12 protein-coding genes are annotated in these 16046 nt (G+C 66.2%); 6 read left to right on the top strand and 6 right to left on the bottom strand.

Going from position 1 to position 16046, the window contains the following annotated elements; genetic code table 11:
- The first annotated feature begins 22 nt into the window (after positions 1-22).
- Genes VUG52_RS08795 through VUG52_RS08815 form a run of 5 tightly spaced genes read left to right on the top strand, consistent with a single transcriptional unit; the run spans position 23 to position 4867 of the window.
- Positions 23-1723: a putative porin gene (locus tag VUG52_RS08795; protein WP_050705812.1), complete on the top strand. Its 1701-nt coding sequence runs from the start codon at positions 23-25 to the stop codon at positions 1721-1723.
- 15 nt (positions 1724-1738) lie between these two features.
- The gene (locus VUG52_RS08800) at positions 1739-2386 is read left to right on the top strand and encodes a hypothetical protein (RefSeq protein ID WP_050705811.1); all 648 of its coding nucleotides are present in this window, start codon (positions 1739-1741) and stop codon (positions 2384-2386) included.
- 28 nt (positions 2387-2414) lie between these two features.
- Positions 2415-2891, top strand: a complete 477-nt coding sequence (locus tag VUG52_RS08805) for a YbjN domain-containing protein (protein WP_050705810.1) — start codon at positions 2415-2417, stop codon at positions 2889-2891.
- On the top strand, positions 2888-3847 hold the full coding sequence (locus tag VUG52_RS08810; protein ID WP_262974336.1) for a peptidylprolyl isomerase: 960 nt from the start codon (positions 2888-2890) through the stop codon (positions 3845-3847). The genes VUG52_RS08805 and VUG52_RS08810 overlap by 4 nt, the downstream gene beginning before the upstream one ends.
- Before the next feature lie 57 nt (positions 3848-3904).
- Positions 3905-4867 carry a LysR family transcriptional regulator gene (locus tag VUG52_RS08815; protein WP_262974337.1) on the top strand — a complete coding sequence of 321 codons (963 nt, stop codon included), beginning with the start codon at positions 3905-3907 and terminating at the stop codon, positions 4865-4867.
- A 9-nt stretch (positions 4868-4876) separates the two neighbouring features.
- Here the strand turns inward: VUG52_RS08815 and alkB are convergent, their stop codons facing one another.
- The 5 genes from alkB to VUG52_RS08840 all read right to left on the bottom strand — a co-directional run bounded on the left by alkB (position 4877) and on the right by VUG52_RS08840 (position 9791).
- Positions 4877-5521: a DNA oxidative demethylase AlkB gene (gene alkB, locus VUG52_RS08820; RefSeq protein ID WP_186714813.1), complete on the bottom strand. Its 645-nt coding sequence runs from the start codon at positions 5519-5521 to the stop codon at positions 4877-4879.
- 288 nt (positions 5522-5809) lie between these two features.
- On the bottom strand, positions 5810-7138 hold the full coding sequence (locus tag VUG52_RS08825; RefSeq protein WP_050704750.1) for an MFS transporter: 1329 nt from the start codon (positions 7136-7138) through the stop codon (positions 5810-5812).
- 46 nt (positions 7139-7184) lie between these two features.
- A complete protein-coding gene (lhgO, locus tag VUG52_RS08830; protein WP_050704751.1) occupies positions 7185-8378 on the bottom strand; it encodes an L-2-hydroxyglutarate oxidase in 1194 nt (397 codons plus the stop codon).
- 102 nt (positions 8379-8480) lie between these two features.
- The gene (locus tag VUG52_RS08835; RefSeq protein WP_050704752.1) at positions 8481-9191 is read right to left on the bottom strand and encodes a FadR/GntR family transcriptional regulator; all 711 of its coding nucleotides are present in this window, start codon (positions 9189-9191) and stop codon (positions 8481-8483) included.
- Between the two features lie 246 nt (positions 9192-9437).
- Complete coding sequence (locus VUG52_RS08840) at positions 9438-9791, bottom strand: hypothetical protein (protein WP_234561252.1); 354 nt, start codon at positions 9789-9791, stop codon at positions 9438-9440.
- A gap of 271 nt (positions 9792-10062) precedes the next feature.
- Between VUG52_RS08840 and VUG52_RS08845 the strand changes: the two genes are divergently transcribed.
- Positions 10063-14928, top strand: a complete 4866-nt coding sequence (locus VUG52_RS08845; protein ID WP_262951167.1) for an NAD-glutamate dehydrogenase — start codon at positions 10063-10065, stop codon at positions 14926-14928.
- A gap of 184 nt (positions 14929-15112) precedes the next feature.
- On the opposite strand, the gene ppsR is transcribed toward VUG52_RS08845, so the two are convergent.
- Entirely contained in the window at positions 15113-15931 is an 819-nt protein-coding gene (gene ppsR, locus VUG52_RS08850; protein WP_028692934.1) for a posphoenolpyruvate synthetase regulatory kinase/phosphorylase PpsR, read from the bottom strand.
- Between the last annotated feature and the right edge of the window lie 115 nt (positions 15932-16046).

A 16046-nucleotide genomic window follows, 5' to 3' on the forward strand; every position in this document is an offset into this window, starting at 1 on the left:
GACCCACAGGAGTTGCAAACCCATGAAGTGCCCAGTCAACCGATTGACCCTGGCGCTCGGCCTGCTGGCCGCCGCCACCGCGGTCGGTCCGACCGTCGTCCACGCCGCGCCGTCGGAGAACGCGACCGTCAACCTGATCCGCCTGCTGGTGGAGCAGGGCGTGCTCAAGCAGGACAAGGCCGACGCGCTGATCGCCCAGGCCGAACGCGAGGCCCAGCAGGCGCGGGTCGCCGCCAGCACCGCGCCGATCGTCGCCCAGGCCCCGGCCGCCAATGGCGAGGTGCGCGTGCAGTACGTGCCGGCCATCGTCCGCCAGCAGATCCGCGACGAGATCAAGGCCGAGGTGATGAACACTGCCAAGCAGGAAAACTGGGCCGCGCCCAACACCTTCCCCGACTGGGCCTCGCGCATCAGCTTCGACGGCGACCTGCGCCTGCGCTACGAGTCGCGCTCGTATGCCGACGGCAACAGCAACGAGATCGTCGATTTCGCCAGGCTCAACGAAAAGGGCCCTTACGACGTCAACCCCAACAGCAGCTCGAGCCTGCCGCCGCTGCTCAACACCCGCGAGGACCGCGACAGCCTCCTGCGCCTGCGGGCGCGCTTCGGCCTCAAGGCGCAGCTGGCGGACAACTGGGTGGCTGGCATCCGCGTCGCCACCGGCTCCAACAACAACCCGGTCTCGACCACCCAGAACCTCGGTGGCGGCTTCGGCAAGAAGGACATCTGGCTCGACCAGGGCTACGTCACTTGGACGCCCAGCGAGCGCCTGACGCTGACCGGCGGGCGTATCGCCAACCCGTTCATGTCCACCGACATCCTGTATTCCCACGACCTCAACTTCGATGGCGTGGCGGCGCTGTTCGACCAGCCGCTGGGCCGCGACCTCAGCCTGTTCGGCACCGTCGGCGCATTCCCCGTGCAGTACAGCGACGACAACGCCACAAGCAACGGCCTGGACAAGGAAGACAGTGACAACAAGTGGCTGTACGGCGCGCAGCTGGGCGCGAAATGGGCGCTCAACGACCACAACCGGCTCAAGGGCGCGATGGCCTACTACCGCTTCGATGACATCGCCGGCGAGCGCTCCAGCCCCTGCGCCCCGTGGGACGGCCAGCCGGCCTGCGACAGCGATGAAAGCCGGCCGACCTTCATGCAGAAGGGCAACACCGTGTTCCTGCTACGCGACATCACGCCGAACCCGGCTAACCCGGCGGCCACGCCGCAGCCGCAGTTCGTCGGCATTGCCTCGGAATTCGAGCTGCTCGACCTGAACCTGGTGTGGGACGCCGACCTGCCCCATGACTTCAAGCTGCGCAGCCAGGCCAACTACATCCACAACCTGGCCTACGACGAGGGCGACATGCGCAAGCGCTCGGCCGGGCAGTTGGCCAACAACGTCGACGAGAACGGCAACATCAAGAGTGGCGGCGACGCCTGGATGTTCCAGTTCACCCTGGGCAACGCCCTGGACATGCGCAAGGCCGGCGACTGGAACCTGTTCGCCGGTTACAAGCGCATCGAACCCGACGCGCTGCCGGACGGCTTCAACGACTCGAGCTTCCACCTCGGCGGCACCAACGCCAAGGGTTATTTCCTCGGTGGCAACTACGGCCTGGCCGACAACGTCTACGCTACAGCACGTTGGTTGAGCAGCGAGGCGGTCTACGGCGCGCCGTTTGACATCGATGTGCTACAACTTGAAGTCAACACGCGGTTCTAGGGAAGGAGCACGGGCATGAACAAGGGAGCTTATCGCCGCCGCTGCGCCTGGTTGATGCTGGCCCTGGGCGCAAGCCTGGCGGCCTCGGCGTCGGCCGAGACCCTCGAGGAACGCCTGCGCACCCAGCTGCGCAGCACCACGCAACAGCTGCAGGCCCTGCAGAGCGAGCAGGCCCAGGCCAGCGCCGCCCGCCAGGCGGCCGAGCAGCAGCGCGACGCGGCCCTTGGCCAGGTGCGCGAACTGACCGCGCAACTGGCCAAGGCCCGTGGCCAGAGCGAGCAACTGGCCGGCCAGCAACAGGCCGTGCACAGCCAGGCCCAGGCGCTGGTGGCCAGCAGCAACGAACAACTGCACAAGTACAAGCAGGCCTATGACGAGCTGCTGGCGATGGCGCGCACCAAGGAAAGCGAACGCGCCACCCTGCAGGCGCAGCTGGGCGAACGTGATGGCCAGGTGCAGCAATGCCAGGCCCGCAACCAGCAGATGTACGGGGTGGCCAAGGAGATGCTGGCCGCCTACGAGAAGGTCGATATCGCCGATGTCATGAAGATGCGCCAGCCTTTTGCCGGTGGCGCCCGGGTCAAGTTCGAGGAGCTGGCCCAGGCTTACGGCGACAAGCTCTACGAAAGCCAGTTCGACGCCCCCAAGGGCGTGACCCAGTGATGTTTTCTCAACGCAAGGAAGTAAGCACATGACCGAAGTCACCCTGATCGAAACCGTTAGCGCCGACTCCCTGACCCAGCTGCTGCAGGATGCCGGCTGCCGGGTCAACCGCACCGAGCAGAACGCCGTGGTGCAGTTGCTCAGCGCCAGCCAGGGCGTGGGTTATGCCGTTCGTTTCGGCAACCGGGCCGCAGGCAAGGAGGGCGAATTCCTCGACTTCACCTTCAGCTGTGCCCTGCGTATCCAGGGCGAGCTGCCGGCGGGCCTGGCCGAGCACTGGAATGCCAGCCGGCGCTTCGCCCGCCTGTCGGTGCAGGGCGAGTTCCTGGTGATGGAGCAGGACGTGGTGGTCGCCGACGGCGTCAGCCAGCAACACCTGCTGGGCAGCCTGGTGCTGTGGGACCGGCTGCTGCAGGAGCTGATCGTCTATCTGCGTGACTACAGCCGTAATGTGGCCGACCAGCAGAACGCCCAGGTCGCCCACGACGAAGAGCGCGCCTCGTGACGGCGCGCACTTTCTGGGCCGGCGCCGGCGCGCTGGCCATTGTCGCGGTGGCGGTCGCCCTGGCCTTGCGCCCGGGCGACGAGCCGGTTGCGGCGGCGCGTCCGGCGTCGCCCGCCGCCCTGGCGGCCGCCGACAATGGCCCGGTACTGGCGCGTCTGGGCGAGCAGCAGGTCGGCAGCGGCGAGCTCAAGGCGCTGTTCGCCCAGTTGCCCGAAGAGGCACGCGCCAGCCTGCGCGGCGACCGCCCGGCACTGGAGGCCTGGATCCGCGCTCGCCTGGCGGAAAAGGCCCTGTACCAGCAGGCCGAGGCCCAGGGCTGGTTGCAGCGCCCGGAAATCCAGGTGCAGACCCGCGCGGCCACCGAGCAGATCGTCCTGCGCGACTACCTGAACTCGGTGAGCAAGGTGCCCGACGACTATCCCGGCGAGGCGGAGCTCAAGCAGGCCTATGAGGCAGGCAAGGCCGGGTTGCAGTTGCCGGTGCGCTACCGCCTGAGCCAGATCTTCCTGCGGGTGGAGAACCCCAGGGACGACGAGGCCGTGCGCAAGCAGGCCCAGGCGCTGGCCAAGCAGGCCCAGGCCGCCGATGCCGACTTTGCCGCACTGGCCCGCGAGCACTCCCAGGATGCCGGCACGGCCGCAGGCGGCGGCGACACCGGCCTGCAAGCGCTGGCGCAGTTGTTGCCAGAGGTGCGCGGGGTGGTGCCCAAGCTCAAGGTGGGCACGGTCAGCGAACCGGTGCAGAGTGCGGCGGGCTACCACATCATCAAGCTGGTCGAGCAACAGCCCGCCCGGGCGGCGACCTTCGAGGAGGTGGCGCCACGCCTGCGCGAGTTGCTGCGTGCCCAGCGCCAGGAGCAGGTTGCCAAGGCCTATGTCGAGGGCATGTTCGACACCGCCACCCTGAGTATCGATGGCGCGGCGCTGAACCAGGTGCTGGAGAGCAGCAACCGCTAGTCGCCAACAACCATGGAAGAACCGGGCCTGCCCAGGCGGGCCCGCGGGAGGCGAGGAATGCCGATCGATCTGCCCCGGGGGCGTGCCCCCGATATCACCGTGCCTGTCGTTCGTCCCCAGGTGCCGCTGGCCCTGGACGAACAGACCCTGAACTGTTTCCTGGTCACCGCGCGCTGCGGCTGTTTCATGCAGGCGGCGCGGCGGCTCAACCTCAAGCCGGTGGCCCTGCGCAAACGCCTGGCGGCGCTGGAAGCGCGCCTGGGCTACAGCCTGTTCGTCAACCGCAATAACAATCCCGTGCTCAGCCAGCAGGGCGAGCGCCTGCTGCAGATACTCCAGGCGCGCGAGCCGGTCGTGCCGCTGCCGCGAGAGCAAAGCGCCTGCGTGCGCCTGGCCGTGGCCGAACCGCTGCTGCAGGACCTGCTGGGTCGCAACCTGATCAACTTCGTGCGCCAGCATGCCGGCATGCGCCTGGAGGTGGCCACCTTCGACGGTCGCCAGGTACCCGAACAGGTCGCCGATGTCGCCCTGTGGTTGGGCGACGCCAGCCACGGTGCTCGCGCCGGCAGCTTTGCCGGTGCCGCCCCCGAGGCCCTGGCCACCCTCGAGTACCTGCCGCATATCGCCAAGCGCTACGCCCGCGAGGCCAACCGGCCGACCCGCCTGGCGGACCTGCAGGACTACATGCTGGTGCAATGGCAGGGTGAGGCAGGTGTGCAGGCGCTGATGCCCTGGCAAGCGTTGCTGCGGACCCGTTCGGCCGGGGTGACGCAGATCGAGGATTACGAAATGTACTGCCAGCTGATCAAGTGCAGCGCCAGTGTCGGCCTGCTGCCGCACTATGCGACGCACATGGACCGTGGGTTGCTGGCCCTGCCGGGCCTGTTCCGCGAACCGATGCGGCGGCGGGTGTGGCTGGCGGTCAATGGGCAGACCGAGGACGATCCACTGGTGCAGGTGATGGTCGGGGCGATCCGGGCGGCGTTCGAGGAGCGCCGCGAGTGGTTCGCCAGCCTGTAGGCGGGCGGTTTATCCCGCCTTGCGCAGCGTGAGGTTGATCCGCCGCTCGCCCATGCGCGGGTGCACGCCCGGCTTGATCGGCAATACGCCATGAAAGCGCAGGCGGTCCTCGCCGCCCCAGACGAGCACATCGCCGTGGCTCAGCGGGATGTGCCGGGGGCGGTCCGAGCGTTGCAGCCCGCCGAACAGAAATACCGCAGGCAAGCCCAGCGAAATCGAGACGATCGGCTGTCCGTAGTCCTGTTCGTCGCGGTCCTGGTGCAGGCTCAGGCGGGTACCGGGCAGGTAGTGGTTGACCAGGCAGGCATCGGCCACGAAGCCATCGAAGCCCGCTTGCGCGGCGGCGCGGGTGGCCATATCGACCAGCAGCGGGGGCAGGGCGGGCCAGGGCTTTGCGCTGACCGGGTCGATGGGGGTGTAGCGGTAGCCGTTCTCGTCGCTGACCCAGCCCAGCGCGCCACAGTTGGTCAGGGCCACGGCCATGCGCAGGCCGCCGGGGGTATGCATGTGACGAAACGGTGCCGCGCGCAGCACGGGACGCAGGGCGTCGAGCAGGGCTTCGAGTTCGGGCAGGGCGAAGCCGGGCAGCAGCAGGGTATGGCGCGCCAGGCGCTGGGGATGGGGGTCGAAGAGATCGAGGCTGGACTGGATCATGTCTGGAGGCTGCTGCCTGGGGAGGGGGCCATTATACCCTCCCGAGGCAGCAGTTGGCGGTGGTCCACCTGGGAAACCCTGGCCAATGCCCGGGATTGGCCTCTTCGCGGGTACTACGCCAACGTGTAGGAGCGGCCTTGTGCCGCGAAAGGGCTGCAAAGCAGCCCCAGGATGTCAGCACCGACGCAGAAATTGCCGGGGCCGCTATGCGGCCCTTTCGCGGCACAAGGCCGCTCCTACAGGTTGGCGTAGTACCTGTGGGAGCGGGTTTACCCGTCTGTCGCCAGGTCAGTTCTTCGACTTCGAATGCCGCCAGCCCTGGTCAAAGAAGGCAAACACCACCACCAGTACCCCGGCCACCGCCAGGATCAACGCCACGCCGTCGGTGGAGTGAGTCGCCGAACCGGCCACCAGCGCCAGCCCGCCCAGCGGTGCCAGGCCACCGGCCACGGCGGTGCCGACCTCGCGGCCGGTGCCGAACCCCGACGAACGCGTCTGGGTCGGGAACTGCCGGCTGAGGAACGAGCCCTGCGGGGCGAACATCATCGGCGCCAGGATCCCGGTGCCCACGGCGATGGCCAGGTAGATCATCATCGGCTCGCCGGTCGACAGCAGTTGCAGGAACGGGAAGGCGAACAGCGCCGACAACAGCCCGCCGAGCATCAGCACGGTCTTGCTGCTCCACTTGTCGCACAGCCAGCCGAAGAACGGCACGGCAAAGATCGCCACCAGGCTGGCCAGGGTCACCGACAGCGAGGTGACATGGGCCTCGACGCCCTTGAACTGGGTCAGGTAGGCCAGCGAGAAGGTCTTGAAGATATAGCTCAGGGCGTTGTAGCCCACGGCCACGAAGAACACCACCGCCAGGCCCTTGAGGTCGTTCCTGAACAGCAGCTTGAGTGGCGACACCTGCGGCTTGTCGTCGGCCTTGTCCAGTTCCTTGAAGTCCGGGGTCTCGGGGATGCTCTTGCGCACCCACAGGCCCACCGCCACCAGGGCGATACTGGCGATGAACGGGATGCGCCAGCCGCCGGCCAGCAGGAACTCGTTGCCGTTCATGGTCAGCAGGTACACGGTCAGCGACGACAGCAGCAGGCCCAGGTTCAGCCCCAGCGCCGGCCAGGCGCCCTGGCTGCCGCGCTTGCCTTCGCTGGCGTGCTCGTAGGAGGTCACCGCCGCGCCGGACAGCTCGGCGCCGGCGCCCAGGCCCTGGATGATGCGGATGATCACCAGCAGGATCGGTGCCCAGATGCCGATGGTGGCGTAGCCGGGGATCAGGCCGATCAGCATGGTGCACAGGCCCATCATGCAGAAGGTGATCACCAGCACGTGCTTGCGCCCGAAGCGGTCGCCCAGGTAGCCGAACAGCACGCCGCCGAAGGGGCGGGCGATAAAACCGATGGCGAAGGTGGAGAACGCCAGCAGCGAGGCCACCGCCGGGTTGCTGGGGTCGAAGAAGATCTTCGAGAAGACGATCGCCGCCATGGTGGCGTAGAGGTAGAAGTCGTACCACTCCAGCATCGAGCCGAAGATGGTCGCCGCCGCTACCTTGCGCAGGCGCTTGCGTTGCTGTTCGGGGGTTTCGCTCGCGGCCAGGGCCGTCTCGTGTACCGACATGGGAGTTTTCCTTGTTGTCTTTGTAATTGTGGATGCAGCGGGTGGATCAGCGGGCCTGGAGAATCTTCTCGGCGATCATCTGGCCGATGGGGATGGCCGAGGTGGCGGCGGGCGATGGTGCATTGCACACATGCACCATGCGTGGCGTCTCGGCGAACAGGAAGTCGTGCACCAGGGTGCCGTCGCGCATCACCGCCTGGGCGCGGATGCCGGCTTCATAGGGCAGCAGGTCCTCGACTTCGAGGGACGGGCAATACTTGCGGCACTGCTCCAGATAGCCGCGCTTGAACAGCGAGTTCTTCATCTCGGTGGTGCCGGAGCCGAGGTTGTTCCAGATGGTTTTCCAGAAACCCGGGAAGCGTGCGTACTCGGCGACATCGCGCCAGTTCACCGAGAACTTGCGGTAGTTCTCCCGGCCGAAACCGAGCACCGCGTTGGGGCCGACGGTGACGCTGCCGTCGATCATCCGCGTCAGGTGCACGCCGAGGAACGGCAGCTCCGGGTCGGGGATCGGGTAGATCAGGTGGTTGACGATCTGGTTCTTGCTCGCCGGCAGGCGGTAGTACTCGCCGCGGAAGGGGATGATCTGATGGTCGATCTTCACGCCTGCCAGACGGGCCAGGCGGTCGGACTGCAGGCCGGCACAGGCCACCAGCTGGCGGGCGCGCCAGGCATCGCCGTCGGCGCTGATCGCGACATGATCGGCATGTTCCTGGATGGCGCGCACAGTGGTGGACAGGCGCAGTTCGCCGCCGGCCTGGCGGATCACCCTGGCCATGGCGTCGCACACCTGCTGGTAGTCGACGATGCCGGTGGCATCGAGGAACAACGCGCCCTTGCCGACGATGTTCGGTTCCCGCTCGCGCAGGACACCGGCATCCAGGCGCTCGACCTTCAGGCCATTCTGCTGGGAGCGCTCGTACAGCGCCTGCATGCGCTGCACCTCCAGGTCGTTGGAGGCCACCAGCAGCTTGCCGCAGACCTCGAAGGCGATGCCGTGCGCGCTGCAGAAGTCCTTGGTGGCCTGGGCGCCGCGCTTGCACAGGTCGGCCTTGAGGCTGCCGGGCGCATAGTAGATGCCGGCATGGATCACGCCGCTGTTGTGGCCGGTCTGGTGGCGGCCGAGGCTGGCCTCTTTTTCCAGGATCAGCAGCGAAGCGCCGGGGCGTTGTTCGAGCAGGGCCATCGCGGTGGCGAGGCCGACGATGCCACCACCGATGATGCAGTAGTCGTAGGTCATGCAGGGTACCTTGGTATTCTTGTCGGTGAATCTGCTTATCAGGTTGTCAGACTAAGTGGTGCGCGTGAAAGCCTCGCCAGGCCGCGATGGGGTTCTCCGGGGTCAGTCGAGGTCGGGAAGGTCGAGTTTCAGGCGCTTGGCCGAGGCGCGCAGGTGGGCCTCGGCGCAGCCGGCCGCCGCCTGGCGGTCGCCGTCGGCGATGGCCTGGTACAGCGCCCGGTGCTCGCGCAGGGCATCGGCCGAACCGCCCACCGCCGGGGTGGCGGAGTTTTCCCAGGCGGTGCGCCGGGCGGCGGCCAGCTGGCCGCCGAGGAAATCGTGGAAGGCGACGAAGTAGTCGTTCTTGCTGGCTTCGGCGATGGCGCGGTGGAAGGCCACGTCGGCGGCCGAGGCTGTGGCGAAGTCGCTGCGCGGGTCTTCCATGGTGCCCAGGGCGCTGGCCATGCGCGCGAGGTCGTCGGCGTCGCGGCGGCGGGCGGCGATGGCGGCGGCCTGGGTCTCGATCCACAGGCGCATCTCGAACATCTGCACCAGGTCCGGCTTGCGCCCCTGGCTGCCGGGGAAGCGGAACACCGTGCCGCTGGGCGTCTGCGAGATGTACGAGCCGAGCCCGCGGCGGGCGATCAGCACCCCGTCGGCCTTGAGCTGCGCCACGGCCTCGCGCACCACCGAGCGGCTGACATTGAGCTGTTCAGCCAGTTGCTGTTCGGTGGGCAGGCGCGATTCGGCGGCCAGGCGGCCGGAATCGATCTCGGCGCGGATGGCGCTGACGACCCGTTCGACGAGGGTGTCGGGGCGCTGGAGCTGGAGCATGGACAGAGGTTTCTTGTTGGTCAGGTTGTCAGACAATGCCTGCTCTGATGGCCAGCTGTCAATGCTGCCAGTGTTTCTGTAGGAGATCGGAGCTGCGCTGTAAGTATCCGGCGTGGGAGCGGGCTTGCCCCGCGATGGGGTGTATGGCACCGGCTTCGCCGGTGATCGCGGGTCAAGCCCGCTCCCACGCTGTCCTGGTCAAGTCAGAAAATTACGTTTTGTTCGTAAGAGGGCGATGCGCCGGGCTCAGAGCTCGGACACGAACGTCCCGGTCCCGTCGAGGATATTGCGCAAGGTCAGCGCCACTTCCTCCAGGTCGGTCCCGGCGCTGGTCAGGATGATCTCCAGCGTTTCATCCCCCTTCAGCGCATCACGATCTCCGGCCGCCACCTCGATCAGCAGCCGCTGCGCACTCAGGGTCACCTTCAGTCCGTCTAGGGTCGACGGCTCGTCATCCAGGGTCAGGTCGACGGTATCCTCGTCCGGATAACGGGTCAGCAGGAACATCTGGCCCTTGTCGCTGTGGCAGCACAGGGTCGCCATGTTGTCTTCCTCATCGTCACAGGGGGTGGCGAAGAGCAGGGCGGTTTTCAGTTGCATGGGCGGCTCGGATCAATGGCAATGGAAAGGAATTCTGACAGCCTTGGCGGCCGCGATAAACGTAAAGTTACCGCGCATTGACCGAAATTGTCGCAGCGCTGCAAGCCGTAGTGACCGTTCAGTCGTTAAGCTCCCCAGTCGGTGGACATGACGCTCGTGTCCAACGCCTGGTTTTACCGTCCGGCTTGCCGCGGGTTGGCTATCGTTGATCCGTACACGGCGGACGTACGCGACGCTTCACCTATAACAAAGCCCAAGCGGAGTACCACAGATGGCGTTTTTCACCGCAGCCAGCAAAGCCGACTTCCAGCATCAACTGCAGGCGGCCCTGGCGCAGCACATCAGCGAACAGTCCCTGCCACAAGTGGCGCTGTTCGCCGAGCAGTTCTTCGGCATCATCTCTCTGGACGAACTCACTCAGCGCAGGCTGTCGGACTTGGCCGGCTGCACGCTGTCCGCCTGGCGCATCATCGAGCGCTTCGACCCCGAACACCCGCAGGTGCGGGTCTACAACCCCGATTACGAACGCCACGGCTGGCAATCGACCCACACCGTGGTCGAGGTGCTGCACCATGACCTGCCGTTCCTGGTCGACTCGGTGCGCACCGAGCTCAACCGCCGCGGCTACAGCATCCACACCCTGCAGACCACCGTGCTCAGCGTGCGCCGCGGCGCCAAGGGCGAGTTGGTCGAGTTGCTGCCCAAGGGCACCCAGGGCGAGGGCGTCAGCCATGAGTCGCTGATGTACCTGGAGATCGACCGCTGCGCCAATGCCGCCGAGCTCAACACCCTGAGCATGGAACTGGAGCAGGTACTGGCCGAAGTGCGCGGCGTGGTCGCCGACTTCGAGCCGATGAAAGCCAAGATCCGCGAGCTGCTGGAACTGGTGGAGCAGAACGCCTTCGGCCCGGCGCAGAACGACAAGGCCGAGGTCAAGAGCTTCCTGTCGTGGCTGCTGGACAACCACTTCACCTTCCTCGGCTACGAAGAGTTCACCGTCGAGTCCGACACCGACGGCGGTCATCTGGTCTACGATGAGTCCTCGTTCCTCGGTCTGGCCCGCCTGCTGCGCGCAGGCCTGGGCGCCGACGACCTGCGCATCGAGGACTACGCCGTCGCCTACCTGCGCGAGCCGCGCCTGCTGTCGTTCGCCAAGGCCTCGCAGCCGAGCCGCGTGCACCGTCCGGCGTACCCGGACTACGTGTCGATCCGCCAGATCGACCAGGACGGCAAGGTCATCAAGGAATGCCGCTTCATGGGCCTGTACACCTCGTCGGTGTACGGCGAGAGCGTGCACACCATCCCGTACATCCGTGGCAAGGTCGCCGAAGTCGAGCGCCGCTCCAACTTCGACCCCAAGGCCCACCTGGGCAAGGAGCTGGCCCAGGTCCTCGAGGTGCTGCCCCGTGACGACCTGTTCCAGACCCCGGTCGACGAACTGCTCAGCACCGTCATGTCGATCGTGCAGATCCAGGAGCGCAACAAGATTCGCGTGTTCCTGCGCAAGGACCCGTACGGCCGCTTCTGCTACTGCCTGGCCTATGTGCCACGTGAGATCTACTCCACCGAGGTGCGGCAGAAGATCCAGCAGGTGCTGATGGAGCGCCTGAAGGCCACCGACTGCGAGTTCTGGACCTTCTTCTCCGAGTCGGTGCTGGCCCGCGTGCAACTGATCCTGCGGGTGGACCCGAAGAACCGCATCGACATCGACCCGCAACAGCTGGAAAACGAAGTGATCCAGGCCTGCCGTTCGTGGCAGGACGACTTCTCGGCGCTGGTGGTGGAGAACTTCGGCGAGGCCCACGGCACCAACATCCTGGCCGACTTCCCGAAAGGCTTCCCGGCCGGCTACCGCGAGCGCTTCGCCGCCCACTCGGCAGTGGTCGACATGCAGCATGTGCTGAACCTGTCGGAAGCCAAGCCGCTGGCCATGAGCTTCTACCAGCCGCTGACCCAGCTGGGCGAACGCCAGTTGCACTGCAAGCTGTACCATGCCGATACGCCGCTGGCGCTGTCGGACGTGCTGCCGATCCTGGAAAACCTCGGCCTGCGCGTGCTCGGCGAGTTCCCGTACCGCCTGCGCCACGCCAGCGGCCGCGAGTTCTGGATCCACGACTTCGCCTTCACCTACAGCGAAGGCCTCAATCTTGATATCCAGCAGCTCAACGACACCTTCCAGGACGCCTTCGTCCATATCGTCAAGGGCGATGCCGAGAACGACGCCTTCAACCGCCTGGTGCTGACCGCCGGCCTGCCGTGGCGCGACGTGGCGCTGCTGCGCGCCTACGCCCGCTACCTCAAGCAGATCCGCCTGGGCTTCGACCTGGGCTACATCGCCAGCACCCTGAACAACCACACCGACATCGCCCGCGAGCTGACCCGGTTGTTCAAGACCCGCTTCTACCTGGCGCGCAAGCTGACCCAGGAAGATCTGGACGACAAGCAGCTGCGCCTGGAGCAGGCGATCCTCAGCGCCCTGGACGAGGTCCAGGTGCTCAACGAGGACCGCATCCTGCGCCGCTACCTGGACCTGATCAAGGCCACCCTGCGCACCAACTTCTACCAGCCGGACGCCAACGGCCAGAACAAGTCGTACTTCAGCTTCAAGTTCAACCCCAAGCTGATCCCGGAACTGCCGAAACCGGTGCCGAAGTTCGAGATCTTCGTCTATTCGCCGCGGGTCGAGGGCGTGCACCTGCGCTTCGGCAACGTCGCCCGCGGCGGCCTGCGCTGGTCGGACCGCGAAGAGGACTTCCGCACCGAAGTGCTCGGTCTGGTCAAGGCCCAACAGGTGAAGAACTCGGTGATCGTGCCGGTGGGCGCCAAGGGCGGCTTCCTGCCGCGCCGCCTGCCGCTGGGCGGCAGCCGTGACGAGATCGCCGCCGAAGGCGTGGCGTGCTACCGCATCTTCATCTCCGGCCTGCTCGACATCACCGACAACCTCAAGGATGGTGGCGTGGTGCCGCCGGCCAACGTGGTGCGCCACGATGACGACGACCCGTACCTGGTGGTGGCGGCCGACAAAGGCACCGCGACCTTCTCCGACATCGCCAACGGCATCGCCATCGACTACGGCTTCTGGCTGGGCGACGCCTTTGCCTCCGGCGGCTCGGCCGGCTACGACCACAAGAAGATGGGCATCACCGCCCGTGGCGCCTGGGTCGGCGTGCAGCGTCACTTCCGCGAGCGCGGCATCAACGTGCAGGAAGATCCGATCACCGTGGTCGGGGTCGGCGACATGGCCGGCGACGTGTTCGGCAACGGCTTGCTGATGTCCGACAAGCTACAACTGGTGGCAGCGTTCAACCACCTGCACATCTTCATCGACCCGAATCCGGACCCGGCCACCAGCTTCGTCGAGCGCAAGCGCCTGTTCGACCTGCCGCGTTCGGCCTGGAGCGACTACGACACCAGCATCATGTCCGAAGGCGGCGGGATCTTCCCGCGCAGCGCCAAGAGCATCGCCATCAGCCCGCAGATGAAGGAACGCTTCGCCATCGAAGCCGACCGCCTGACCCCGACCGAACTGCTGCACGCGCTGCTGCAGGCGCCGGTGGACCTGCTGTGGAACGGCGGTATCGGCACCTACGTCAAGGCCAGCACTGAAAGCCACGCCGATGTCGGCGACAAGGCCAACGACGCCCTGCGCGTCAACGGCAACGAGCTGCGCTGCAAGGTGGTGGGCGAGGGCGGCAACCTGGGCATGACCCAGCTCGGCCGTGTCGAGTTCGGCCTCAATGGCGGCGCCACCAACACCGACTTCATCGACAACGCCGGCGGCGTGGACTGCTCCGACCACGAGGTCAACATCAAGATCCTGCTCAACGAAGTGGTGCAGGGTGGCGACATGACCGAGAAGCAGCGCAACCAGCTGCTGGGCAGCATGACCGACGAAGTCGCAGGGCTGGTGCTGGGCAACAACTATAAGCAGACGCAAGCGCTGTCGCTGGCGGCCCGCCGCGCCCGCGAGCGGATCGCCGAGTACAAGCGCCTGATGGCCGACCTCGAGGCCCGTGGCAAGCTGGACCGCGCCATCGAGTTCCTGCCGACCGAGGAGCAGTTGGCCGAACGCCTGGCCGCCGGCCAGGGCCTGACCCGCGCCGAGCTGTCGGTGCTGATCTCGTACAGCAAGATCGACCTCAAGGAGCAACTGCTCAAGTCGCTGGTGCCGGACGACGACTACCTGACCCGCGACATGGAGACGGCCTTCCCGCCGTCGCTGGTGAGCAAGTTCGCCGACTCGATGCGCCGTCACCGCCTCAAGCGTGAGATCGTCAGCACCCAGATCGCCAACGACCTGGTCAACAACATGGGCATCACCTTCGTCCAGCGTCTGAAGGAGTCCACCGGCATGAGCCCGGCCAACGTCGCCGGCGCCTATGTGATCGTGCGTGACATCTTCCACCTGCCGCACTGGTTCCGCCAGATCGAGGCCCTGGACTATCAGGTCCCAGCCGAGATCCAGCTGACCCTGATGGACGAGCTGATGCGCCTGGGCCGCCGCGCCACCCGCTGGTTCCTGCGCAGCCGTCGCAACGAGCAGGACGCGGGTCGTGACGTCGCCCACTTCGGGCCGGTGCTCGCCCAGCTGGGGCTCAAGCTGGATGAACTGCTGGAAGGCCCGACCCGCGAGCGCTGGATGGTCCGCTACCAGGGCTTCGTCGAGGCGGGTGTACCGGAACTGCTGGCGCGCATGGTTGCCGGCACTACCCACCTCTACACCCTGTTGCCGATCATCGAAGCTTCGGACGTCACCGGTCACGATCCGGCGCAGGTAGCCAAGGCGTTCTTCGCCGTGGGCAGCTCGCTGGACCTGACCTGGTACCTGCAGGAGATCAGCAACCTGCCGGTGGAGAACAACTGGCAGGCCCTGGCCCGCGAGGCGTTCCGCGACGACATCGACCTGCAGCAGCGGGCGATCACCATCTCCGTGCTGCAGATGGCCGACGCGCCGCAAGACATGGATGCACGGGTGGCACTGTGGTGCGAGCAGCACCGGGTGATGGTCGAGCGCTGGCGCGCCATGCTCGACGACCTGCGCAACGCCACCGGCACCGACTATGCGATGTATGCGGTGGCCAACCGCGAGCTGGTCGACCTGGCGATGAGCGGGCAGGCGGCGGTGATTCCGTCCTGAGCCTGGCGTTGAGGTAAAAGAAAGCCCCGGCAGTGATGCCGGGGCTTTTTCATTTGTCTGGGGGAGGCGAGGCGTGGGAGCGGGCTTGCCCCGCGATTGCGTCGGATCAGGCCATGGTCAATCGCGGGGCAACCCCGCTCCCACGCTGTCCGTACCGAACCTGTTTCCACAGGTTCGCAGCGGCTTACTTGAACCTGCGCTCCACGCCTTTCTCCACCAGGATCTTCGCCGAGATCTCCTCCACCGAGAAATGCGTGGAGTTGATGTTGGGAATGTTCTCCCGGCGGAACAGGTTCTCCACCTCACGCACCTCGAACTCGCACTGGGCGAAGCTCGAATAGCGGCTGTTGGGCTTGCGCTCGTGGCGGATGGCGGTCAGGCGGTCGGGGTCGATGGTCAGGCCGAACAGCTTGCTGTGGTGCTTCTTCAGCACCGCCGGCAACTGCAGGCGCTCCATGTCGTCCTCGGTCAGCGGGTAGTTGGCGGCGCGGATGCCGAACTGCATGGCCATGTACAGGCAGGTCGGGGTCTTGCCGCAGCGCGACACGCCGACCAGGATCAGGTCGGCCTTGTCGTAGTAGTGGGTGCGCGCGCCGTCGTCGTTGTCGAGGGCGAAGTTGACCGCCTCGATGCGCTCCATGTAGTTGGAATTGCCGCCGATCGAGTGGGATTTGCCCACGGAATACGACGAATGGGCGGTCAATTCCTGCTCGAGCGGGGATAAAAACGTCGAGAAGATGTCGATCATGAAGCCATTGGACGTGGCCATGACCTCACGGATGTCCTGGTTGACGATGGTGTCGAAAATGATCGGTCGCACCCCGTCGCGCTCGGCCGCGGCGTTGATCTGCTGGACCATGGCCCGGGCCTTATCCAGCGTGTCGATGTAGGGGCGCGTGAATTTATTGAACGGAATGCTCTCGAATTGTGCGAGCAGGCTCTGGCCCAGCGTTTCTGCAGTGATGCCGGTACCGTCGGAGATGAAGAACGCGGTTCGTTTCATTTGCACCTGGGGGCCTTAAGCTGCCGAAGATTTCTGGATATGATAGGTTCGGTTTGCCGAACGCGGTTGCTCGGCATTCTCACTTATTTTCCAGGTCCAGGCCACAAGCGTCCGG

Origin of the sequence: Pseudomonas sp. LH21 (genome assembly GCF_036549575.1) — a bacterium.
Lineage (GTDB): Bacteria > Pseudomonadota > Gammaproteobacteria > Pseudomonadales > Pseudomonadaceae > Aquipseudomonas > Aquipseudomonas peradeniyensis.